This window comes from Ruminococcus flavefaciens AE3010 (assembly GCF_000526795.1).
Lineage (GTDB): Bacteria > Bacillota > Clostridia > Oscillospirales > Ruminococcaceae > Ruminococcus > Ruminococcus flavefaciens_D.
Genome location: NZ_JAGT01000001.1, coordinates 3,185,533 through 3,209,189, shown reverse-complemented (window position 1 = coordinate 3,209,189; position 23,657 = coordinate 3,185,533). Strand labels below are relative to the sequence as shown.

The 23,657-nt window shown below is 36.5% G+C and carries 20 protein-coding genes and 1 CRISPR repeat array; of the genes, 4 read left to right on the top strand and 16 right to left on the bottom strand.

The window, feature by feature from the left end:
- Positions 1–2 precede the first annotated feature (2 nt).
- From N774_RS0114145 to N774_RS20160, 12 genes are all read right to left on the bottom strand, one after another.
- Positions 3–1,916: an RAMP superfamily CRISPR-associated protein gene (locus N774_RS0114145; RefSeq protein WP_024861865.1), complete on the bottom strand. Its 1,914-nt coding sequence runs from the start codon at positions 1,914–1,916 to the stop codon at positions 3–5.
- 1 nt (position 1,917) lies between these two features.
- Entirely contained in the window at positions 1,918–3,399 is a 1,482-nt protein-coding gene (locus N774_RS0114140) for a Cas10/Cmr2 second palm domain-containing protein (protein WP_024861864.1), read from the bottom strand.
- A gap of 40 nt (positions 3,400–3,439) precedes the next feature.
- Positions 3,440–4,408, bottom strand: coding sequence for a hypothetical protein (locus tag N774_RS0114135; RefSeq protein WP_024861863.1), 969 nt, complete (start codon positions 4,406–4,408; stop codon positions 3,440–3,442).
- 2 nt (positions 4,409–4,410) lie between these two features.
- A complete protein-coding gene (locus N774_RS0114130; RefSeq protein WP_024861862.1) occupies positions 4,411–5,025 on the bottom strand; it encodes a TM1812 family CRISPR-associated protein in 615 nt (204 codons plus the stop codon).
- A gap of 13 nt (positions 5,026–5,038) precedes the next feature.
- Positions 5,039–6,721, bottom strand: coding sequence for a TM1812 family CRISPR-associated protein (locus N774_RS0114125; RefSeq protein ID WP_024861861.1), 1,683 nt, complete (start codon positions 6,719–6,721; stop codon positions 5,039–5,041).
- A 3-nt stretch (positions 6,722–6,724) separates the two neighbouring features.
- Positions 6,725–7,042, bottom strand: a complete 318-nt coding sequence (locus tag N774_RS0114120; protein WP_024861860.1) for a hypothetical protein — start codon at positions 7,040–7,042, stop codon at positions 6,725–6,727.
- Positions 7,043–7,654: 612 nt separating this feature from the next.
- On the bottom strand, positions 7,655–7,945 hold the full coding sequence (locus tag N774_RS0114115; RefSeq protein ID WP_024861859.1) for a hypothetical protein: 291 nt from the start codon (positions 7,943–7,945) through the stop codon (positions 7,655–7,657).
- An 87-nt stretch (positions 7,946–8,032) separates the two neighbouring features.
- Positions 8,033–8,239 (bottom strand): hypothetical protein, encoded by a 207-nt coding sequence (locus tag N774_RS0114110; protein WP_024861858.1) that lies wholly within the window; start codon positions 8,237–8,239, stop codon positions 8,033–8,035.
- Between the two features lie 196 nt (positions 8,240–8,435).
- Positions 8,436–9,040: direct repeats of the CRISPR family, unit length 34 nt; unit sequence TGTTTCCGTCCCCGTGAGGGGTGTGAGTTGCAAC.
- Positions 9,041–9,651: 611 nt separating this feature from the next.
- Entirely contained in the window at positions 9,652–10,164 is a 513-nt protein-coding gene (locus N774_RS0114100) for a hypothetical protein (protein ID WP_155250405.1), read from the bottom strand.
- A 1,056-nt stretch (positions 10,165–11,220) separates the two neighbouring features.
- Positions 11,221–11,538 carry a nucleoside triphosphate pyrophosphohydrolase gene (locus N774_RS0114095; RefSeq protein ID WP_024861856.1) on the bottom strand — a complete coding sequence of 106 codons (318 nt, stop codon included), beginning with the start codon at positions 11,536–11,538 and terminating at the stop codon, positions 11,221–11,223.
- Between the two features lie 4 nt (positions 11,539–11,542).
- Complete coding sequence (locus tag N774_RS0114090; protein ID WP_024861855.1) at positions 11,543–11,812, bottom strand: Ada metal-binding domain-containing protein; 270 nt, start codon at positions 11,810–11,812, stop codon at positions 11,543–11,545.
- Between the two features lie 7 nt (positions 11,813–11,819).
- Entirely contained in the window at positions 11,820–12,020 is a 201-nt protein-coding gene (locus N774_RS20160; RefSeq protein ID WP_431767939.1) for a restriction endonuclease, read from the bottom strand.
- Here N774_RS20160 and N774_RS20155 point away from each other — a divergent pair.
- The 4 genes from N774_RS20155 to N774_RS18430 all read left to right on the top strand — a co-directional run bounded on the left by N774_RS20155 (position 12,006) and on the right by N774_RS18430 (position 17,700).
- Complete coding sequence (locus tag N774_RS20155; protein ID WP_080770502.1) at positions 12,006–12,296, top strand: immunity protein YezG family protein; 291 nt, start codon at positions 12,006–12,008, stop codon at positions 12,294–12,296. The genes N774_RS20160 and N774_RS20155 overlap by 15 nt on opposite strands.
- A gap of 399 nt (positions 12,297–12,695) precedes the next feature.
- Positions 12,696–13,112, top strand: a complete 417-nt coding sequence (locus N774_RS0114085) for a hypothetical protein (protein WP_207640557.1) — start codon at positions 12,696–12,698, stop codon at positions 13,110–13,112.
- A gap of 332 nt (positions 13,113–13,444) precedes the next feature.
- Complete coding sequence (locus N774_RS0114080; RefSeq protein ID WP_155250330.1) at positions 13,445–14,692, top strand: IS4 family transposase; 1,248 nt, start codon at positions 13,445–13,447, stop codon at positions 14,690–14,692.
- A 311-nt stretch (positions 14,693–15,003) separates the two neighbouring features.
- Positions 15,004–17,700, top strand: coding sequence for a pentapeptide repeat-containing protein (locus N774_RS18430; protein WP_024861853.1), 2,697 nt, complete (start codon positions 15,004–15,006; stop codon positions 17,698–17,700).
- A 607-nt stretch (positions 17,701–18,307) separates the two neighbouring features.
- Here the strand turns inward: N774_RS18430 and N774_RS0114070 are convergent.
- The 4 genes from N774_RS0114070 to N774_RS0114055 form a co-directional block, all read right to left on the bottom strand.
- Entirely contained in the window at positions 18,308–19,552 is a 1,245-nt protein-coding gene (locus N774_RS0114070) for an IS256 family transposase (protein ID WP_024861852.1), read from the bottom strand.
- Between the two features lie 297 nt (positions 19,553–19,849).
- Complete coding sequence (locus N774_RS18425; RefSeq protein WP_024861851.1) at positions 19,850–21,034, bottom strand: hypothetical protein; 1,185 nt, start codon at positions 21,032–21,034, stop codon at positions 19,850–19,852.
- Positions 21,035–21,221: 187 nt separating this feature from the next.
- Positions 21,222–22,454 (bottom strand): deoxyguanosinetriphosphate triphosphohydrolase family protein, encoded by a 1,233-nt coding sequence (locus N774_RS0114060; RefSeq protein ID WP_024861850.1) that lies wholly within the window; start codon positions 22,452–22,454, stop codon positions 21,222–21,224.
- Between the two features lie 26 nt (positions 22,455–22,480).
- Positions 22,481–23,497 carry a hypothetical protein gene (locus N774_RS0114055; RefSeq protein WP_024861849.1) on the bottom strand — a complete coding sequence of 339 codons (1,017 nt, stop codon included), beginning with the start codon at positions 23,495–23,497 and terminating at the stop codon, positions 22,481–22,483.
- Positions 23,498–23,657: the final 160 nt, after the last annotated feature.

Here is a 23,657-nt window from a genome sequence, read left to right as displayed (position 1 = left end):
TATCATTCTCCTCTCTTTGCATATTTTATAAGTCTGAGTATGAGCAGAAGATACTCTGGCCAACTGTCTCCGCTGTATTCCTCAGCTCCGGCTTTGACAACTATTTCTTTGAAGTTATCAATTTTACCTGAGTTGACTACTTTTAGCAGTTCCTCGTAACTGTCTGACTGTTTAACGATCATCATCCACCTGCCGACCTGTGAAGGAGTAACCTCCTTCTTTGAATAAAGGCCGATGTTATTCTCAACAAATCTTATCGCTTTCATTCTTATGGATTCTGACTTCTTATTTTTTTCTATCAGCTCTGTCAGGCTTCCTGAATTGCTGCTTTCTGAAAGCTCAGAGGAAATACTGCTGCATGAGCGCTTTCTGAATCTGTCAGCGGCAATTATCATCACCTTTCCGAAGCCTTCGTTTTGCTTTGCTCCGATATACATTACTTCCGAAAGAGACATCTCTTTTTCAGCCTTGAATACTAAAGTTGATCCAGCAGCTATCGCTCTTGCGTTGGGCTTTTTCAGATTCCACATAGTATTGTATCCGGCGATAGTTCTGTATCGTAGAGCCGAACACTTTCTTTTGCAGTCTTTATCAAGCTTTAAGCTCTCTAAACCTAGAGACTTTTTGAAAGCATCAACAGAGATATTGTATCCGCCTTCTCCATCAGGTAGAAGAATATCAGAAGCTGCGATAACAATAAACGTTTTGTCGGGATTGATCACAAACTCATTGCGCTTTGCCTCATTCAGGCTTATATCATGGAGCGAGCATGATGAATACTGAGCGGACTTGCTTCTTCCGATATGAATACTGCCGGAAACCAGCAAAGGATATAGTTTATGAATGAATTCAGCTTTTCCGCTTATCGAACCTCGGAAATATTGATCTGAACAAAGGCATGTCTGCGTATAAAGCGTACCTTCTTTGCCTGTACTGTGATGATAAATCGTTTCTGTAAGCGGAGAAACAACGCTCAGATCAGTGCTGCAATATCCTTTTTTGAGAGGTTTTATGATTCGTTCCTCTTCATTCCCTGATTCGAGAATATTGAAATAACCGCTCTCACCTTTAATTTTGCCGACAATAGTCGGAACAGGAAAGTATTCAGTACCAGCGCGGTCTGAGATAATGAGATTAGAAAAACGAACATTATTTTTAAGGAATATCTCCTCAAATTCACTGTCAGCCGGATACAATTTCAGATACTCTCCGGCGAGGAAACCAAGCATTGCTGTTCCCAGAATATGATCTGAGGTCTCATCAGAGGTCTGTCCAGGGATCATCAGATTTGAATCGAGACGAAGCGTATATCTTATCTCCAATTCATCTTTGGATACGCTTTCAAAAGCTGTTGCAGCTTTCCCAGTTCCATGAACATATTCGCATTTAACCGCACCATATCCTCGGTTACGTTTATATCCGATATTTCTTAGTGCCTTGCAAATATCAGAAAACTCTGGCTCATAATCCTTGTTAATCTCTACATTAGCACAGAATACAAGTTCGTTGCCGTCGAAAGGAGAATAATGCTTGATAACTCTTGTAAAACGAAGAGAATTGTATTTTGCGGTATCATTTTCAATCGCTGTTGATGCGCGTATATAAGTGAAAAGCCCAAGAACATTTTCTGAATCAAGGCACTTTGCTTCAGCATGTAGTTCCTCAATGTCAGGCAATCTTGCATCTGATATAAACAAAGAACCGCGGTTAGAGGAGCCACTTTTACCGAATATCTCATCTATATAAGGAGAACCAATAAGTTCGGCAGCAGCTCGCAGGCAGCCCTTCAGCCTTCTGCCTCCTATATATGGGAAACCATACTTATCATAGCATACATCTGTATCTATAATTGAAGAAAAACCGTCGCCGCTTGCTGAACAAAGATCTGATTTCAAGGTGATAAAGATTTTGCCCAATTCATTCACCTTCCTTCATAAACCAAAGATCGTATACAATAGAAATATCATAAAGCATTTTCATAATTTCACTTCCGCCGTTGATAATAGTCTTTTTGAACTCCTCTGATTTCTGACGAGAAGCGATACGTTTGAGTTCTTCCTGATAGTATGAATTACCTTCTGTCATTGCACGACTAAGCTCCTTAAGATTGGAACGATCAAGCTTCATTTCTTCTTCTGCAATACGAATTCCAAGCTGTTGGAACTCTTTCCACGAAGTCGAGTACTCATATGGACGATTTGTATAAGCGGCTTCCTGACGTTCACGAATAGCATCGAGAGAATTGATAATTCCAGAATGGCAATAGTGAAAATCAATAAAGTTCTTGTTTTGCGATTGTTCCTTATGGGCTTTTCTCTTTCCGCTTTCACAGCATTGCTCTGCTATCTCATAAACATCAGAAAAAGGAGCGTGGCTATGGAAAATAGCTACTCCCGCACAGGCGGTATTTTCGCCGCTCTGTTTCAGCGTATCAAAATATGTTTCAAGAATGAGTGGAACAGCTCTTGCGTTGCAAACGAGCGTTATCTCATCTCCGCCACTGATAATGGGACGATATAGAAATCTGTTCCTAATAGGGCTTTCTATATTCTCTTTATATTTTGAATAGAGCTTGTTTTGGATAGCGTTTATCGGCGATATAACGAAATCCTCGTTGGTCTTCTTTGAGAATTCTCTGAGCGCGTTAATACCTGAGGCATAAGAATCGGCGCCACGAGTCATATTCTTGAGCTTTTCGCCCATACTGTTGCCGTCGATATAGATAATGGCAAGAAGGCTTTCATTACCTTTATCAACCATTTTATCAAATTCGGTCTCGATCACAGCTTCGGTTTCAATCGCTTTTTTGCTAGTATCATAAAGCTCTTCATATTTTTTCATTTTAAGTTTACTTTCGGCAGTATACTGATTTTCACCTTTTTTACAAATGATAGGCTGATGTGTCAGACGGTCTGTAAGAGTGAACGGTAGTACATTGCAAGCTGAGTAATAAGAGCCAAGATTTTTTTTGATAGAGTTTTCAATATACAAGTTTTCCCTGTCTTTAACAAAACTGTATTTATCGTCTATTTTTTCAATTTTAACGGCAGATGCGACAAGACCGACAGAATAGGTAGATTTAAGAACGTGAAGCGACAAAGCTTTGTTCACATCTTGATGTTTTTTTTCGTCTCGGAAAATAACGCAGAGATTGCCCCCGCCCTCGTATACTATCTCGCCGTCGCATCCGGAGTTTCGGAAATACTCAAAATAATCGTCGGGCGCGATCATATTCTCCCAATCGTAGTTAAATTTGAATCCGTGCTCCGTTGACCTGAAAAAGCTCTTGAACAGATCAGTAAGCAGAGCAGAAGCTCCTGCTATTTCCTTAACTTTGTTCGTGCGATAGATATATTCCTGCTTGCTGCGGCAGTCATATAGTGCTAAGACTTCACTCATGTATGTTCACCTCTTTGACATATTATATTAAGTCATTACTTTACTTGATATCACTCATTATCCAACTCAACTGCTTTTTATAAAAACCTTTTTGCTGTGAGACAGCTTCCTTTGATACTGGCTTTTTCTTTTTATCAAGTCCGCTGCGAAATCTGTATTCACTTATGACTTTTTCTTCGCACGGAACTTTCAGTTCTTTATCATTACCGGAATAGTTCTCGAAAACGTCTGAATACTTTTTGTATCTTAATGAGAGTATATCCTCCAATTTATCATATTTAGAATAAGATATGAATTTGACGTAGTTTTTGTCGGAGCATTCATAGGTCTCACTCTTGTTAAAATACTTCGTATGTCCTGATTCTGATATAAGCGTTATAATATCCTCGGTAAAAAAGATTCTGTAATAACTTAATCTTTTTTCATTTGCGGCTTTACCTATATTGTGCTTATAGAAATTTATGATAACAGACGGCAACCGAGTACGGACAATGTACATAATCTCAAAATTGGCATAAGAGTCATCAGTATCTTCGTAATTATCTGTATCAAAGCCTTTTATATCATCTCCAAATTCTTCTCTTTTCTTCCATTTTTTTTCGTTTCCTTCATTTGTGACTTCTTCTGAATTATAAGTTTTTTTCTCTTGAGAGGCTTTGGCGTTTATTTTTTTGTATTGCTTTTTGAATTTATTCTTCAAATAGAAATCCATGTAGGTGCAGCAATATGCTACGAAGTCTTTATTCTTTTCAAAATCATATTTCAGGACATACTCCATAAAGAAATCTGAAAGTTCGTCATCACCATGGTTTAGTTTATCTTGGGACGCATTCAGCTGTTTGCAAAGTTTTTTGTGCAATACTGTGGGCGCATACAGAAAATTGTACAGCTGAACCATATAGTTTTTTTCGAGATTCTTATCACCGACTTTTTTTGCTTCAGAGTATTTCCTTGCAATTTCGTTTATCTCATCTTCTGATAAATTCCTGTTCTTTTCATCATTAATCATAACTAATCCTCCCAATTAAGAAAGGCTTTTATTTTCTTTTCCGGATCGCTGACCTTGTTATCAGCCAGTATTTTTACGATCTCATTGAGATAGATCAGGGAAGTTATATCGTAAATTATTGGAATTTTCTTAACGAAATCGTATTCTCCGTAAACCATGCAGCCTATTGTGACATCATTGTGGATAGTGTAACCATAATTGATGGCCATAGTAAGCACCTGATTCATAACTTTTGTTCCGTAGGTTATATCACAGAAAAGCATATCGTTATCATTTGTAAAAGATATAAGCTCGGAAAAGATTTTGAACTGGATTTCAAGACTGCTGTTAAACGGTACGTCTATAGTCCGCTCAACTATTTTCAGATTTTTCTCTTCAGAAATACAATCTATTTCTTTTTTCATGGGAACATAATTTATTTTAGCATTTTCGTGATTGCAGAAAATATTGATTAACTCTATCTCCTCGCCATTCTCAGTATAGGCGTTTATGGTTGGAATAATGGGAAATCTTGTTTCCTTGTCATATCCGAGACTGGGATTGTTAGCCGGAGTATAGATCACAGATTTTAGATAATCGGGATTCTGGAAAGGTGTAACACAAATAAATTTTTTCATACAAATTCTCCTTTTAATATGTGATTTTTATTATAAGGTCTACGGCTTTTCGTAAAAAAGGCTCTATTTCCGTGACAGATAGTTCAGCAGAGACATTATATCCCATCCCTCTGAAGTATTCATCATATTCATCTGTTACGTGTCTTTCCTCGCTTGCATGGTTTAAAGCATTCCTGACGTATCGCTTGACATAAATAAGATGCCTTAGTAACTCTTTAATGTAATTGTAGTCGATTTCAGAGCTAAATGAATACATATCCTTGTTCTCGCTCAAAACACGTTCCAGATGTTCAACCACGTTTATATCTGCGGCAGTCCATACTCTTGGGGCATAAGGCGTGAATTCTCCTTGTAACAAGCGTATATACTCTTTCTCTTTTAGCAGTACATTGACAAATGCTTCAGTGGTGGTAGCCATAATCTCAAAGATATCAGTGTCCGCAAAATCCCGCAGCTTGGTATTCTGCTTTTTACTCTCAATATCATCCACTGTTCGCCTGACATTTGGTTCTGAGAATATAGCATTCTTAACACGGATCAGGTTTAAGATTCCTCTTCGTTCGTCCTGAGTCAGCTGATTCTTTATACTCAGGTCGTTTATGTTATTTACAGTGCATATTTCACGATAAACAGTAGAATTATCCCTTTTCAATCTTAAAAGCAGATTTCCAACAGGGTATTGCGAAAAAGTTATACTGCTTGTAAGTCTCAATAATCCGTTATAAAGTAAATTGTAGTATATATCAAAATTCTTTTGAAAAGAGCCCGTGTTAATATTTTTAGGATCATATGACAGCACTTTCGTGCTAAATAGATATTCCGGCATCTTTTCAACATAAATTGTAACAGCTTGTTGTATCAGGCGGTTATCAAGACACCATTTCACAACGTCTGGATACTCAATCTTATTATTACAGCCGAATTTATTCCTTATTTTCTCCGAAAGACTTTTCAGCAGTATCACATCTTTGGAATCGGTATGGAGTTCTGAAAGCTCATTTAACCGATCATTAAGTGTTTTCAGAACAGTATCAAGTTTAGAAGTGCGGCAAAGAGAGATCTCATCGGAAAAGCTGTTCATTGCAGCTATAGTCTGTTTAACCACTTCGTTATCCTGATTGGCGAAGTAACTTTCAAGTTCACGGGAATTACCCATTATTGAGAAGGTGTTTACTGCATTGATAAGATCGAACATTCTGTAAGTATCGGTTATGTCGATGATTTTTCTTTCATCATGAAATTTGGCATAGATTGCTTTTGTAAGTCCGATACCTGCATATTCAAGGAATCTTACAACTGCCATGAGAAGATAGCTTGAGTTTCTGAAACCTCCCGTCGTATCTATCAGAACCTTGTCGTTTTCATTTACATGGCTGATTATCGCATCAATAGTTTTTTCAAGTTCGGTTTCGGAAGTATCGATCGGGATCATTTCAGGTCTGGAAGAGGATATTTCATCAGCATAAGCCCTGACTGCCTCTTCAAAAAGGGTATATGCTGAATTAGCTTCCGCCGTTCTGACTGCTATGATGATATCAGCTTTTTCTCTCTTATTGTTCAGGTATGACATAAGGTATTTTATCGGAGCTTCATTGGTATATTTTCCTGTAAATTCTCCTATGTCAGACGTATACGAATTGATTTGAGGTTCTTTTTGAGGGAGTGCGCTTATGTTTGTAATAATAATATTTCTCATAGTTCACAGCCTTTCTGTTTCGAGTTCGCATTTTTTTATAAGCTGCCAGTAAAGATGCTTGTAAACATATTCGTTTTCGTATTTGCCTGTTGCGCCGTTGATGATACGTCTGTCGGTCTTTACACGTCCTGAGACAGGCTGGATTATATCGGCAGCCGTATTTCTTTTGAGCAAGGCAATGAGATCAATGGGCAGTACTACGGCATAAACATCAACGTCATATTCAAGCAGCGGAGTAATATCGTTAAGTGTCTCGTCATGCTGGATAAGTTCAACAGCGCCGTATATCCTTTCAAGGTCTGCTTTTTGTTCAGAAGTCATCGAATGGCGTGATACCCATAATATCTTTTTTATAATTATCCCTCCGATCATTTATTATTTTACCATATTTAACATTAATTGTCAATATAATACATATATTTTGTTATATTTGCCTATGTGCTTCCTCCTTTCACTATATAATAGACTGGTCAGGAGTAAAATTAAGTGATAAATAAAAAAATCCCCAAAAATTTTCGGGATAAAGAAAAAAGACTAAGCCGAAGCTTAGTCTTTTTGTTTTGTTCAGTCCCCATGAGGGGGGGAGTTGCAACATTTTAATATCGCACCAAATCCGTATTTCGAGATGTTTCCGTCCCCGTTAGGGGTGTGAGTTGCAACATCATACATTCCAACGATATTTGATGGAGATTCGCACGGGTTTCCGTCCCCGTTAGGGGTGTGAGTTGCAACTGCAAGAAATTACTGTTTTTGTACAAAGCAGTTCATTATCTTACTGTTGCATTAATAATTCAAGCTCAAAAACCGCAGTTTTGTTCACGGTTTGTTCATAAACAGTCGTTTTTGAGGTGCGAACCTCCTTTTTTTAATGCCGTTTTGCAGCTCACTTTTCATAGGTTCGCACCTTTATGATATCACATATTCACAAAAATGTCAAGCGGTTTGCAGAGAAATTGTTCGATTTAATATAGAGATGCCGCATTCTTTTTCGATATAGCTTATATTGGCAGGAAGTCTTTTTATTACATTCATTATTGCCTGATCGCGATGTGCCTTTTTGTAGCTGAGTGCCTCGTCAAGTATCAATCCGTCTTTATAGTGCATGAATGTGCTTTTGCGGTATTTCTGACTGAAGAGATATATGCTTTCCTTACCTGTTTTTACATAGAAGTCTATCATGCCCCTGGTATTGCTGTCACAGCAGAAGATCACGCTTTTTTTCATGTTTTTACCTCCGTTTGCAGGCGATAGTTTCGGACAGGAGCTCATGCCTGCGTTATTTGAGCTCCTGTCCATGCTGAGTGTGTCATCTTACTTGTGGTTTTTCCAGATGTCCTTGACTTTGCTGACGGGGATATTGTGCTTTACTGATGCTGTCCTGATTGCTTCTGTTTCTGATTTGCCTGAAAGTATAAGGTTTAAGATGTAAATTACGACTTTGATGACAAATATAACAGCGTTGGATGAGGACTTGGATGAATCAGGCTTCTCGGTGGTGGTTGAAACTAACTTGCTCATGGCATTTCCTCCTTAAAGGTTGTAGGTTGATGTATGTGTGCGGCAGAGAGCTTTTAAGCATCCTTTCGGGTGAGCTCCGTGCCCTTCTGTTATATAATAGAACGGAAAAACACAGAATTAAGTGATAAATAAAAAAATCCCGAAAAAATTTTTCGGGATAAAGAAAAAAGACTAAGCCGAAGCTTAGTCTTTTTGTTTTGTTCAGTCCCCGTGAGGGGTGTGAGTTGCAACATTATGAAAATCTGGAAATGGAACGTAGGACTCAAGGGGTTTCCGTCCCCGTGAGGGGTGTGAGTTGCAACTACACAACAGAGGATGCTCTTACAGACTGGAGACTTGTTTCCGTCCCCGTGAGGGGTGTGAGTTGCAACGAAGAAATGTCTTTAGACGAGTTTGCAGCAATAAAAATGTTTCCGTCCCCGTGAGGGGTGTGAGTTGCAACAGGGACAACCTGAGCAGCGTCTTCAATCCCGTCGTTGATGTTTCCGTCCCCGTGAGGGGTGTGAGTTGCAACCAACTATACGAGTCATAGCAACTGTTGTATTACCACCCGTGTTTCCGTCCCCGTGAGGGGTGTGAGTTGCAACTTCAGGAGCAAGAAAACTTGCCAAAACTGAAGAGCGAAGTTTCCGTCCCCGTGAGGGGTGTGAGTTGCAACGGGTAGAAAGGAAAAGTTTATGAAAATCACAATGGAAAAGTTTCCGTCCCCGTGAGGGGTGTGAGTTGCAACTAGCCAATATAAATGATACAGTAATGGCTTCCGATGAAGTTTCCGTCCCCGTGAGGGGTGTGAGTTGCAACTGCAAGAAATTACTGCTTTTGTGCAAAACAGTTCATTATCTTACTGTTGCATTAATAAATTCAAGCTCAAAAATCGCAGTCTTGTTCACAACTTATTCATAAACAGCCGCTTTTGAGGTGCGAACCTCCTTTTTTTAATGCCATTTTGCAGCTCACTTTTCATAGGTTCGCACCTTTATGATAGCATATATTCACAAAATTGTCAAGTGGTTTGCTAATAATTTGTCCAATTTATCTTTCGCAGGCGGTTGCTATGGTCAGGAGCTCCTGCCTGCGTTTTTGAGCTCCTGACCATGTAAATCGTGTTGAGAAGATTATTTTATAATAATTTGCAGTATGATTTCGATGATTTTTTCTACAAGAGATGATGGGCCAGGCAGCTGGGGATTTGGGACCATGATTGATGTTTTCATTTGAATTCCTCCTTTTTAATAGCCGTGAAGTTGCACACGAATGTAAGAGTCAGAGCTCTTTGCCTCCCTTTCGGGTGAGCTCTATCCCCTTCTGTTATTTAATAGAACGAGAAAACACAGAATTAAGTGATAAATAAAAAATCCCGAAAATTTTTTCGGGACTTTTATAATTAATTTTTTGGAAGGAACCAATTGCAATTATCTGATGTACCTGAATTCCCATACTTTCATAAATAGATTCTGTGCCCTTTTTCTGCCGCCATTATTAAATTGAAGCATAGTCTTGAATTCAGCCAGAAGATAAAACTCCAGTTCGTTCAACGTCAGCTCTTTAGCCTCGGAAAAATACGGAACGTTTTTGATCTGTTTCTCGACTACGGGCAGTCCGTTTTCTCCGACATGCGCAACGTAATATGCAGCAGGCCAGTCTCTGATAAGAAGCATATAGTCTTTGTACTTTGCTTCACATTCGATAGCATCAAATATTCTGAACCAATTCTTATTGATGGACATAGCAGCCAGAACAGCGTGAAATATGGGGCAAGTGCCTGATATATGCCTGAACGTGATAGTTTTCTCCTGTTTGTTAACGATGAGCTGACCGTGACACTTCTGATCGCCCATATACTCATACTCATCAGGATCATACGGTGCGACCTCAAAGTCGCTGACAATAATGTTTCTGCCTGTGATTGCGTTTTTGTTATCCATAAAACTTCTCCTATCTCCCTCTGTAATGTGAGGGTACAGCTGTACGGAATGATATTCCTTATTTCCGATACTTATGATAAGCAGCATCTCTTTGCGCTCCGCAGACCTGAGTGGAAAAGTCTCAGATATAACAAAAAGCGGCTGCCTGAGTCGAATGGACATAGTACGCCCCTAAAAAACGTACCAATATTCATTCAAACTCAGACAGCCACTCCCTTCATTTTATGTTAACAACATTCTATCATACAGTAACGAAGAAGTCAAGCCTTTGAAAATATAATCCATTTTTAACACAGGCAGCTAAATATCTCAAAAATACTATTTATAAAATATGCAGGACATGCTCCCCTCATATCACCATCATATACAAATTAATCCTCAAAATATTAATCATATAAAAAGTCGAAATCATCGGCATCATTACTTTAATCATCATATGAGCAGAATAACGGTATGTATGCAGATATACTGTCTGAGCTTAGATCAGATGATCGCTGATACGAGGCTTTATGTATTCGGCTATATTCCGTTGTTTTCTGCTTTTTATCGGAATACATTTCTTTTAGTTTTGCATCACTTTCCGCATTCTTAACAAATTATTATTCGTGTGACAGTCCGTGTGATTTTCTTAGAAATACTTGTGTTTTTACTACCTTTCTGAGTGCAAATATGGAATTTATAAATGCAATCAGAATACAAGAAAACCGCTTGAAATCGGGGTTTTCTCGAATTCAAGCGGTTTATAATTTGGTTGCGGCGGCTGGATTTGAACCAACGACCTTCGGGTTATTAGCTATACTCTGAGTATATTATAGAATATCATTAAATGCCATCCAGTCCAAATATAGCTATTTTTGTCACTATACGATACGTAATATCACTTGGTAAAACATCAAAATTGATGTATAAATTGATGTACAGCTATTAAATTCAGCGCATTTTCTCATCACTCTATACCAAGTATATTAAAGCATGAATAGTATACCATAAAGCCATCCAAAATGCAAGTATAAAATCAATCAACACATCAGGGCGTAACGCCCTGATGTATTTATATTAATTGCCATCTTCCACACATTCAAGATATATCTTAGCTTTAAAACTGCCCCTCTTTTCAGCCTTTTTTTTACGAGTAGTTTCAAGTTCAGATACAGACCATCCCCTTGCTTCGGTAATAGCGTATATAACTTCGATCATATCTGCAAGCTCCTCAATACTCTTGTCTGCCTGATATTCGGCAAATTCCTCATTCAGCTTGCTTTCAAGTTCTAAATAAAACTCTTCATCGGAAAGAATATGCGTTACAGGCTTTTTGCCTGCCCGTTCTATTATATCTGGTATCTTATCGCGAACAAGTTTATTGTGTACAATCATATTTTTACTCCTTTAAACTATTTTGTTTTTTCTTCCATTTTCGGTATTCTTCCTTCATACATATACCACATGGACGATATCCAGCAGCGATAGCGGTTTCTTCATCGGCAAAAAACACCCTATATTTAACATATTCTCCTTTGGTAATATGTCTAAGAGCAGATGGACAATCAAGTCTGCCATATATCTTCAATTTTCTATGTCCACCAATTGTTCCTGGGCTATCAGCAGAATATTCTTTTCCATCTACACCTATTAATTTATAATGCTTCATATTTGTATCAATTAAAATAGTCCTCATCTATCTTATAGATTGATATTTGTTCAGTAACTGTTGCTCCAGCTCCATAGACAAGCATTAAATCTGTCAGCTTGTCCCCATCAATCAATATTATGTTTTTTGAAGAGCTGCTCGCCTTTTTAATTGCGCTGTCAGTAAAGGAAGATGTTGTAATAAATACTCCCTTATTACGTTCGCCAATCGCACCAATTCTTTTTCGTTTTATGTAAATGAAAATGGGAAATATATAAAATGCTATGACCTATCAAATGTATCAGAAGAGGAGCTTTCTGTTTCATTTGAGAAGATTAATACAACTATATCAATAGAACGCAAAAAGATAAAAAATGAGCTTTGGTCAAATATGACCATGGTAGTATCAAAGGAAGGTAAGATGCACGTAGATTATGATTATACAAACCTGTCTGAAGGTACTTATCAGTTTAAAAAGAATTGGAAGAAAAAATACTTAATTTAACATACTTTAACGCTACATAAAAAGCGTAGAAGATAAGTTTACAATATCACTTTATGAGGCTGTAGCCGCTCCGGATTAAGTTAACTATCCCTCTAAATATAAATTCCGCAGCTTATGCTGCGGCGTTTTTTTGCACCTATCTCATTCTAATCTATTGAAGCAAGTAAAAAGAAAGTACCGCCGTTGGGCGGTACAGCTTACATCTAATATCAAAATAGTATATTATAATAATACCTATTATTGTTTATTATCACATATATGGATATTTTCCTTTTTAAGGAAATAACGATATGCAAGATAAGATACTACCGTATCAAAAGCATTTCCAAATCCGAACATCAGAGCAATACCAATACAATGTATCATGGCTATGAACCAGTTAAAGCTACCAGTGCAACTATGACAGCGGTTGATGAATTGCTAGCAAAATATGGAAACACGCCTATGTCAGAAGTGGAAAGAATAATGCCCGTCCTCACTCCTGATTTTATTGATAAGATGAATAGAATACTACCATATTTGGTCATTCCTGAAACAGGAGCCAAATCCATTGAACAATATAGAGACATAGTACATGAAATCATAGCGGATATCGGTGCTATTGCACATTGTGACGCTCATGACGATTTTTGGTATAATACTGGAAGATTCTCAGACGAGGAAATATTAGACGAAGTATTAAAAGAATTTATACGCAATCCAATATACACAGCCTTAAAGGATAAAACCAAAATAGAATCAGCTGTAGAATACACATTAAACAACGTTGCATATGACAATGAATGTCCATTCTGCCAAAAAGCTAACGATGAATAAATAACCAAGACAGCATACAATGAACTGGAGAAGGAAAAATACTATACAGAGTCTTTTGGGCTCAGATGATGTTCAAATAACTCAAAAAAATACAAACTGAAAGGCAGCCTGTGGCTAATGTCATTAAGCTAAGGAAAAGTAAAATAATCACAGGAATCAAAGATCCTGTGATTATTTTTTATGTATATAATGTAAATTTTTGCAAAAAGGTATTGACAAAAAGCCAAAAATGTGCGGCGCAGCTAATCAGATATACACATCTGATTGGAGGTTTTACCGTGCAAAAATACTGTAATATCGTCAAAAACAAGCTTAATACTCTTATCAGCAACATGGAGAAAAATAACTCTGATTTCGTAGTTGATCCTAAGAGAGATTTTGTTCGTAAAAGTGAGCTATCTTTCTCAAAAACATTGAGATTCATTCTCGGAATGGGCAGCCAGACACTTGGCAAGGAGCTTGTAGAATTCTATGATTATGATTCAAAAATGGTATCTGTGTCTGCTATCGTTCAGAGAAGAGCTAAAATACTTCCTGCTGCTTTTCAGTATCTGTTCCATAAATTCAATGAAACATTTTCTCAAACCAATTTCTTTCACGGCTACAGGCTTTATGCTGTGGACGGTTCTGATATACATATTCCTACTGATCCTGATGATAAGGATACTTTTTATCGTGCAAATAATGATGTAAAAGGCTATAACCTCATGCATCTGAATGCTTTGTATGACATTATGAACCGTAGATATATCGATGCTGTATTACAGGACAGTCGCAATGAAAATGAGCATTCTGCTCTCATAAGTATGCTTGAAAATATCGGACATGAGTCCATTATCGTTGCGGATAGAGGATATGAATCCTACAACACGATCGCTCATCTTGAAAATAACGGCTTGAAATATGTGATGCGCATCAAGACAAGCGGTGGAATTGCTCATAAATTCAACATTCCCCATAATGAGGAAGCTGATTTTGCTGCAAATATTATTATTACAAGAAGACAAACTAATGAAGTTAAGGCTAATCCTGAACTTTATCGTTATCTTCCGCACTCTTCAAATTTCGACTTCCTTCCGAAAGAATCGAAAGATACATATCCTCTTAAATTCAGGATAATAAGGCTCAAGATATCTGAAGATAACTATGAAACCATTGTTACCAATCTCTGTGATGATGAGTTCTCTGCCGAAGATATAAAGATGATATACAAAATGCGCTGGGGGATCGAGACTTCATTCAGAGAACTGAAGTACCAGGTTGGTCTTATTGCTTTCCATTCAAAGAAAAAGGACTGCGTGATACAGGAAATCTTTGCAAGTCTTATCATGTATAACTTATCTATGCTGATTACCGAAAATATCACCATAGATGACGATAAGCATAATGATTACCGCTATAAAATCAATTATGCTTTTGCTATACATATCTGCATCAAATTCTTTCGCTCTGCACACGCAAATCCTTTTCTTTTGGAAGAGCTGATAGCAAGAAACAAGTGCCCTGTCAGACCTGATCGTATTGCTGATAGGAAAACTCGATATCATTCTGCTATTCCCTTCAACTACAGACTATCATAATTCTTCGATTATGTCAATCTTTTTTCAGGCAGATCTCGGATCTGTCTTTTCGTCATGCATTTTTTGCGAATGTAACAGCAGGAGTATGTCTGGTCATATTCCAAACATACTCCTGTTCTTTTTCGTATTTGATTAGCTTAATGACATTAAGCCTGTGGCTGCCTCATTTTTTTTATATTTTATTATTAATTACAAATATCATATTTCTACATATATCTTGCAAAATCGAGTGCCTATATGATATAATATAAGTATATTTTAATTAAGTACTAAGTGCCAGCGAAAAATATGCAACGGGAGAAAGTAAACTTATGAAGATAGATATAATAATAGATATATTATGTGGCTACGGTTCAGAAAAGGGATTTGATTCTGTAATCTCTAAAGTTCGCGAATTATCTCAAAAAAGGATACTAAAAGAACACATCGATGAACTAATAAGAAAAGAACTATCTGTTTTTGAAAATACAGGTAAAAATGGCGAATATGACTTCCAAGGGCTAATTGATCTTTTAAAAGAATTCGACAATGAAAGTTTCATCGAATCATATATATACGCATATTTTGAACATGATAGTCTTGAAAACAAAAAAGAGCTTATTCGCAAGGAATGTATACGCGACACGAATGCTAATACGCAAGAATCAGAGGAAAGTGTAAGGCGTATCATCGATAGATGTTTTAGTATAGTTGAAACCAACATTGAGTCCCTTTTATCAAAAGAGCAAAGAATTCAAGTTGGCATATTAATAAAAGCGTATAAAGAAGTGTCAAATCAAAATGCTGACAGCATAAAAAAAGAATTACAAGATTTGAAAAATGAACTTAATGAGTCATTTGCCTCATTAGCTTCTCCTACTATACAACCTGAATGTGATTCACCCAATAACGATAATCAAGCCTACCTAGATGCTTTTTCAAATCCTCTTTTCCTTGAAGATGAAGAGAAAGACAAGAATGTCATATCGCTCGCTGATATGTATATCTCGCCAAGCATAAAAAATAATGATGTAAAAGCTTCTGATTGTATCATCAAATGGTATAGAGATTCAAAGACAAAACCTTGTATGCTGTTATATGGTAATGCAGGTGTGGGAAAATCCAGCTTTGTATCTAAAATTCTTGCAGATGCTAACGGAGGAAACGAAAAAATCAAAGTAGAATTTAATATCGATAGCAGCAAAGTTATGGCTGTTGCTCTGCGAAATCACACTGGTAAGATAAATAACCAACTAAAACCAGAAGAAATTCTAAAAACGCTGTTTAACTGTGACGACGTTATGAAACTACAGGACAAGCTTATCATCCTAGACGGGCTTGACGAGCTTTGTGTGTTGAAGCGTGGGTTTGAGGGAAAAAAATTTATAGAAAAACTCTCGAAACTCGAATATGGTTTTCATGTGCTTGTAACATCGCGTGAATCTGAAGGTTATTTTACAGAACCGGATGATAAAGCAGGATTAAAAACAGAGCGTTTAGTCTGGGAAGAAAAACAGATAAAAAACTGGCTCGATCTTTACAAAGCAAAGAAGCCGGATAAAGAGAATTGGTGCGATAATTTTTTTAAAAAGTTCAGTTCACTTGAAGATGACGATGAACGACGTGAAGTTTTTGCCGTACCTATAATACTGTATATCTGCGGCACAAGCGAAACCGATATTGAAGATCATAACAGTATTGGTTCAATCTATCGAGATGCGTTCACTAAAATACTTCTGAGAAAGCATTTAAGAGGTCAATCTAATATATCCGAATTTAAAGAAGCAGACAAAGAAGCAAATTTGACAGCATGGCAGTTCGCCAAAGAGCTTGCGTATCAGATGTTTTTGCTTACTACACTTGATCTTGTTGATGACAATATTTCAAACGACTGGCGAGCTATCGGTTTTCGCAATGCAAAAAAACGTACTAAGGATATTCTCAAAGAAGAATATAAAATCGAAACACCAAATCTTGAATTGAAAAGAGAACTTGCCGTTTGCCCCTTTGCAAAGGAAAATGAAAAAGGCGGCATAACATTCGCACACAAGACCGTATATGAGTATTTTACGGCGGTCAAGCTTTATGAAGATTATTTTGCAAAGTTCACCAAAGATTATTTTGAAAATCATCAAAAGGAAGCACCATCAGAGGTTATAAAAGCCTCCATCGAAGCATTCCGCTATAAGGCAATCCCTGAGGCTGTTTTCCGTTTCCTATATACAATGGACTATGCTACTTTTAATGGAGTTTCCGAAAAAACTACTCAAAGCTTTGATTCTGAAGGTTTTATACTGGGATATATTGAAGGTATGAAGCAGCATTTGTTTGCAAAAATCGGAATAGAACCTGCTATTGAAGAATACATATATCCTCCACAAATCCATAATCCCAATTGTAAGGGATTTGACAATCCATGGATGCTGAATTCACTAAATGTGCAAATTAGCCGCTCATATGCCAATTTAACTTGGTTCTTGACAGGACACGGCTTTACGAACAATCAGAATGCACTCGAAAGTGTGGAAGTCGGAAAATTATTGAGTAGTGCAGATAATCCTGCAAATTTCCACAAGTGGAAATTTACTTCTGCGAATTTATTTGAAGCGGAATTAACTGGTTCAAACATGAGAAGCGTGCATTTAGATAATACTAATCTGGAAGGAGCTAAATTATTACATACTAATCTTTCCCATTCATCAATTAAAAACTCTAATTTTATAAATGCAGATCTAATGGACGCACGACTAAATTATGCTACAATTGCTAATTCAGATTTTAGAGGTGCAAATTTACATAACGCAAATCTGTATTACACTTCTTTCGAAGGTTCTTGTTTTTTCTATGCTTCATTATCAGGAACTGATTTAATTGCTACTAATTTAAGTACAGTTGAATACTTGGAAGATGCTGATCTCACAGATGCAAGATATTGCTCGCAAATGTTCTTCACCACATTATTCCCCCACGATTTTGATCCTAAAGAACATGGTATGACAGAGATTGATATAGACGATTATCCCATTTAAGATAAATAAAACATTTTACCGCAGCCATAAGGCTGAGGTATTTGGCTAATTTACGTTGCTTTTTAAGAATTGTTAACCAAGGTTAACAAAGGATTCTATAATACTGAAAAACACACCTTGATATTAGGCGGTAGAATAGGGAAAAAATAACACAATTGATGTATAATTGATGTATAAAACCATTTTTTGACATATAATCAAAAAATAAAACTGCTCACAAGATGATACAAAATCAATCCTACGAGCAGTTCTTTATAATCAATATAAGCCTATATTCAGGCAAAATTAAAAGGCACTATATTTTGCAATATAGTGCCAAAAGTCTGGTTGCGGCGGCTGGATTTGAACCAACGACCTTCGGGTTATGAGCAGCTCTATTGAAACTGCCAAAACAACGTAATATCAATAAAAAGTATCACTCATAAACCGCATTCGCCGACGAGGTGACGACGTAGCAACCGACGAATACATTTTTAGGGAGTCAATCCCAAATTCTGTGTAAACGCAAAATAGTGCAATAGAATGGTGTATGATGAGACCGATTGTGAAAGCATTCGGTCTTATCTGCATATTAGCACATGATTATTTGATTGTCAAGATAAAAGTGTTATTCCGGGATCCTGTCGCCGTAATAGATCACAAGCTGAGCATAGATCTGGCTCCAGTCCTGACGGCGGCCTGTCCATTTTTTTGTGATGTCCTTCATAGCCAGATACAGCATCTTGAAAAGGCTGTCATCTGTCGGAAATACGGACTTGGCCTTAGTCACTTTCTTCAGCTGACGGTTGAACCCTTCTATGGTGTTGGTCGTATAGATCAGCTTTCTGAGTTCCTGAGGGAACTTGAAATATGTACTGAGATTAGGCCAGTTTTCATACCAGGACTTTGAGATCTTTGGATATTTGCTGTCCCAGGCAGCTGCAAAGGAATCAAGAGCATCCAGAGCAGCTTCCTCGTCAACTGCAGTATAGACCTTTTTCAGATCTGCCATAAGAGCCTTGATATCCTTGTAAGAGACATATTTGCTCGAATTTCTGAGCTGATGAATTATGCAGTTCTGGATATCAGTTTTCGGAAATACAGCCTCTATGGCCTGAGAGAAGCCTGTCAGGTTATCGGTGCAGGCGATAAGAATATCATCAACGCCTCTGTTACGCAGGCTATTAAGTACGCCTGCCCAGAACTTGGCGCTCTCATTTTCACCTACCCACATACCGAGAACGTCCTTCCTGCCGTCCATATTAACACCTATGGCTATGTATACAGCCTTCTTGATGATCTGTCCCTCGCTGCGGACATGATAGTGTATAGCGTCGAGAAATACAACTGCGTATACGTTTTCAAGCGGTCTCTGCTGCCATTCTTTGGCTACAGGGAGCACTTTATCTGTGATACGGCTGACGGTAGTATCGGATATTTCCAGACCGTAAATATCACGGATATGATCTTCGATATCGGACGTGGACATACCCTTGGCGTACATGGAAATTATCTTGTTCTCCATATCCTGAGATATGCTTGTCTGATTCTTAGGCAGTATCTTTGGTTCAAATTCGCCGTTTCTGTCACGAGGCACTTCGATATCCACCTTGCCCACACTGGTGCGAAGAGTCTTCTTGCTGTGACCGTTACGGCTATTATCAGTTTCCTTGTTCTTAACGTCATACGGCTCGTAACCGAGCTCAGAATCAAGCTCTGATTCAAGGCTCCCTTCCATAAATCCAGCAAGTGCTTCCTTGAACAGTTCCTGAATATCATCCATGCTCTGGATATTCGCTGCCGACAGAAAATCGCTTATCAGCTCTCTTCTTGCACGCTGCTCTTCTGTTTCATTTCTTCGTCTTCTGCTCATAATTAAAACCTCCGAAGTAGTGTCTCTTCTATTATACACTACTTCAGAGGTTTACACAAATTTTAGGATAGACTCTTTTTAGGAAAGATTCTTCACAAAAAAAGCTCTGTTAAGTGTGATATTAGTGGTATGCATTTTACAAATCCTTTTCACCTTTTTGAGTGATAAAGGTGATGTGCTTTTACAATAATACTCCTTTGGATTTTTTTGATGGCATCGGTGATATTTTTAAAGATTTATATGTCGACAATTTCGACGGAAACGTCGGTATTGTCGACATTTTTTATTTTGCAGTGATTATCTTTCTTTTTTATCATCAAGATTTGAGATTATAGCATTACTCAGCAACCTTTTTAAAGCTTTTATTTCTTTAGGTGGCATCATACAGAAGTTCAGTCTCATTCCGTTACATTGCTCATTTAGATAGCAGGAGTCACAAATAATATAATCAACATTCTGAACAGCAAGTTCTTTATCTGAGGGCAATCGATATGATTCTATTTTCTTAATATTTGTAGGTTTTTTCAATCCGTATTCCAACAATTTGCCATTTCCTTTTTTTATGTACCTGTAAACATCTGCTTCAAAACAAACACAATCACCAACATTATAATTTTCAAAACCTTCTTTGGGAATCCATACATGATCTTCTTTTCCGTCAAAAAAAGAGCAATCATCTAAGTACATTCCTGTGACAAATATTCTTTTAAAACAGATAAACTTATCGTTTAATTTTTCGATACATCCTTTAAACTCACTCGGGGAATTAAGGTAACAACTAAGAAAAGATTTTCTTTTACTATGATTCTGAAACTGTATATGAAGGTATTCGTCGTATGACATATTCTCGGTACCTTCAACTTTTTTCATATCATCAGGTGAGAAATAAATAACACCATCTTCACAGTAAAAAACTGTATCCTGCTTATAATGCTTAGCAATTACATTTTTTATATATTCTTTATCTTCTTTATAATACTTCAAATATTTGCTCAGCCAGGATGACGCAAATTGTTTTAGGCTCTTTTCTTTTTCCTTTTCCTCAGATTCTATCCTTCTTTTTTCTGCTACCTTTTGTTTTTCGATATATTTGATCTCGCTCTCAGCAATAAGAGGTTTTAGATATTCTTTATTCTCATAATCGTACTTACCGGAAATAAGATTCTTTTTAAACCGTTTTAGTGCATTTCTTATCATCTCAGGAGACAAATACTTCGCTTCTCTTATCGCACAGTGATAAAAACACCCAATACTATTAAGCTTTCCACCAAAAAGTATAGTTTTTTCCCAAGGGCAGCGATAATGCTCCTTTTTTATGTAATATCCATGAGATATCAGTCCTTTTTCAAACTCAGGATAAATATCAGGATTACCACACCCTTCAAAGTCATCAGTCCAGAACCCAGATACACCATTATCAGCATGCTCAATCATTACATCCACAAAATTTAATGTTTCTTCAATTTGTTTTTTCTTATCCATAGTTTAAACCTCCATTAATAAGTGCTGTGTTAACAGCCTGACATATTAATACAAAGAAAAAACATATCAGAAATTAAATTTCATTATTGATACTACTATTATAGCACATGGATTCAAAAAGTCAACATAATCTTAGTTTTATTATAATTAGAGAAATTTAAAATACCAATACCACTATTAATACAAGTCAGTATTTTATAAGCTCATTAAAAGCTGAAATCGCATATCTGTCGGTCATACCAGAAATGAAATCTATAATAGCTTGCACATATACTATTTCATTTCCTATATCATAGTATATTTTATTATTGATATGTCTGGTGTATCTTTTCTGATCTTTACTTCTTATCATCTCTAAATGAATATACTGATTTATATGATTCAGAAAATCCCCTACAATTGTTGGATAAGTCTTTTTCAGCTTATACAAATTTTCAATAGTTTTCTCCTTACTGTAAGCATTAAACAGTACATCAAATATACTTCTTATTATCAATGCTGTATAGTTTCTGTATACTTCAAAACGCTTATTTAGATAGATGTATTTGTAGTTAAAGTCCTTGATTTCTTTAAGCATTTTATTATGCTGTTCACTTAACCGAATACCACATTCAGGTGAACTATTCTCACATATACTTATTATGAAATTATGCATTATTACAGTTGTATTAATAACCTTTTCATTGTACTTTTTAGAAATATTAGCGAGTTTTAAGAGTTCCTTTCGACTTAAGAACTTCATTCGAATTGCATCCTCGATGTCTCTTCCAAGATAAGCTATCTTATCAGCAATTTTAACCACACATCCTTCCCATGTGTACGCTTGATACTGACCTGGACTTTTAAAATCTGTCAGATCAATAGTTTCTTCTCTCGGAAAAATACCGTTTTCATCCACTTCGCCACAGTGTGAGATTATTCCATCTCTTACAGCATATGTAAGGTTAAGATTTCTTGAGCAATAATTATTATCTTCCAAAAGTTCTATATCATCTACCATATGAAGTCCGTTCTGTTCATGCCAGAATTTTCCTAAAGAGAATTGTTTCCTAATATTTGTAAGTTCAACCTCTCCTTCGTGCCCAAACGGGGCATGACCTAAATCATGCCCCATAGCAATTGCGCGGGTTAACTCTGTATTCAGCCCTAAATATGATGCTATCGTTGAGCTAACCGATTCAACATGCTGAACATGCTCCATTCTTGTACAGATATGATCGTTGTCTATATTGAAGAAAACCTGTGTTTTATGTTTAAGTCTTCTATAAGCAAGAGAGTGAAGTATACGCGTGTAATCTCTCTCATATTCAGTACGAATATCATTTTCTCTTTGATATAGTTCCTGTTGACGTTCAATATGCTTATCCCAGTTTGGATTACCTGGATAAGAAGCAATGCCTTTAAATTTTCCTTCAATCATATGCTATTCACTCCTCTTCATTGAGATTACTTATTCGAATGATTCTTATTATTGCTTATAAGTGTTTGAATAAACTCATCAGTATTAGTCAAAGATTGGAATTCTGCTTTGCCAATCATAATGTTTATCAACTCATACAGAGATATAATATAGAAAAAATAGTCAACAGAATTTATAACTGTAAATTCTTTGTATAATTCAATTATACCGTGCATAAAGTTATTTCTTATTTTTTTATACTCATCAACAAATAAAGCGGTATACTTAGTTTTGGAAAAATAATCATCTATCAGTTCGTCAGGTACTTTCCCTTTTATATCTATGCCAAAATAATTAAACAATTGATTCAATTGAGATGCAATCCAATTTGAATCAATTTCCTTTCCAGAATTATCTTTAAAGAGCATATTAATTGCTGCACATATTTTTAAAATTCGTTCATTAGAATAGATCTCATTGTTTATACAATACAGAATTTCTAATGCTTTTAATATTTTATTTCCGTATTCACAGTCCTGAGAATAAAAGCTATCCATTTTTGAATCAATTACTTTTATACTACTTGAAAATAAATCAGTCTGGTCATCGTTGTTAAAACAGAGTGTCTTCGAAATGTCAGAATAGTTATTTAGTAATCTTTCAGTTTTGTAGATAACAAGCCCTTCATCTAATTCGTGTTTACCAATATTACTAATAACTATTCTTCTGCTATAATCGCATCTATTCTTCGAATTATAAAATGCAAGGTATAAAGCGCCGATACTTTGCTTAGTCAATTGTAATGCTATCGAATAATTATCACAGGCACTTTCCCATTTTTCTGAAACATCTACAATCGTTTTAGCTATGCATGATATATGAGATGTCATTAATTGAGGAAAGTTAATTGTCTCTTTAAGCATTGAAACTGGAATTATTTCACATTTACCTATTTTTAACGGTTGTGAAATATCTATGCCCGTTAAAGGAAAGTAAAACTCTCTATCTTGCGAAGGATTATGAGCATATAAATATCTTTTTTTCGGTAGATAGAACGGAAACATACAAACAATCTCCTTTTATGTATAGTTTTAAGTAAGGATCAGTTTCTTCACTTCATCGCAGTTTAAATTGTCCCACCTATTACAGCAAATTAACGTTAAGATACCACTTGTAATAACTATCATCTTCAAACTCTCTTTCAAAAATAACAGTCTTCAAATC

Excerpts from the sequence above, each read along its gene's own strand:
- N774_RS0114140 (WP_024861864.1), bottom strand. The coding sequence starts at position 3,399 with ATGAGTGAAGTCTTAGCACTATATGACTGCCGCAGCAAGCAGGAATAT.
- N774_RS0114135 (WP_024861863.1), bottom strand. The coding sequence starts at position 4,408 with ATGATTAATGATGAAAAGAACAGGAATTTATCAGAAGATGAGATAAAC.
- N774_RS0114130 (WP_024861862.1), bottom strand. The coding sequence starts at position 5,025 with ATGAAAAAATTTATTTGTGTTACACCTTTCCAGAATCCCGATTATCTA.
- N774_RS0114125 (WP_024861861.1), bottom strand. The coding sequence starts at position 6,721 with ATGAGAAATATTATTATTACAAACATAAGCGCACTCCCTCAAAAAGAA.
- N774_RS0114120 (WP_024861860.1), bottom strand. The coding sequence starts at position 7,042 with ATGACTTCTGAACAAAAAGCAGACCTTGAAAGGATATACGGCGCTGTT.
- N774_RS0114115 (WP_024861859.1), bottom strand. The coding sequence starts at position 7,945 with ATGAAAAAAAGCGTGATCTTCTGCTGTGACAGCAATACCAGGGGCATG.
- N774_RS0114110 (WP_024861858.1), bottom strand. The coding sequence starts at position 8,239 with ATGAGCAAGTTAGTTTCAACCACCACCGAGAAGCCTGATTCATCCAAG.
- N774_RS0114100 (WP_155250405.1), bottom strand. The coding sequence starts at position 10,164 with ATGGATAACAAAAACGCAATCACAGGCAGAAACATTATTGTCAGCGAC.
- N774_RS0114095 (WP_024861856.1), bottom strand. The coding sequence starts at position 11,538 with ATGATTGTACACAATAAACTTGTTCGCGATAAGATACCAGATATAATA.
- N774_RS0114090 (WP_024861855.1), bottom strand. The coding sequence starts at position 11,812 with ATGAAGCATTATAAATTAATAGGTGTAGATGGAAAAGAATATTCTGCT.
- N774_RS0114085 (WP_207640557.1), top strand. The coding sequence starts at position 12,696 with ATGACAGCGGTTGATGAATTGCTAGCAAAATATGGAAACACGCCTATG.
- N774_RS0114080 (WP_155250330.1), top strand. The coding sequence starts at position 13,445 with ATGGAGAAAAATAACTCTGATTTCGTAGTTGATCCTAAGAGAGATTTT.
- N774_RS18430 (WP_024861853.1), top strand. The coding sequence starts at position 15,004 with ATGAAGATAGATATAATAATAGATATATTATGTGGCTACGGTTCAGAA.
- N774_RS0114070 (WP_024861852.1), bottom strand. The coding sequence starts at position 19,552 with ATGAGCAGAAGACGAAGAAATGAAACAGAAGAGCAGCGTGCAAGAAGA.
- N774_RS18425 (WP_024861851.1), bottom strand. The coding sequence starts at position 21,034 with ATGGATAAGAAAAAACAAATTGAAGAAACATTAAATTTTGTGGATGTA.
- N774_RS0114060 (WP_024861850.1), bottom strand. The coding sequence starts at position 22,454 with ATGATTGAAGGAAAATTTAAAGGCATTGCTTCTTATCCAGGTAATCCA.
- N774_RS0114055 (WP_024861849.1), bottom strand. The coding sequence starts at position 23,497 with ATGTTTCCGTTCTATCTACCGAAAAAAAGATATTTATATGCTCATAAT.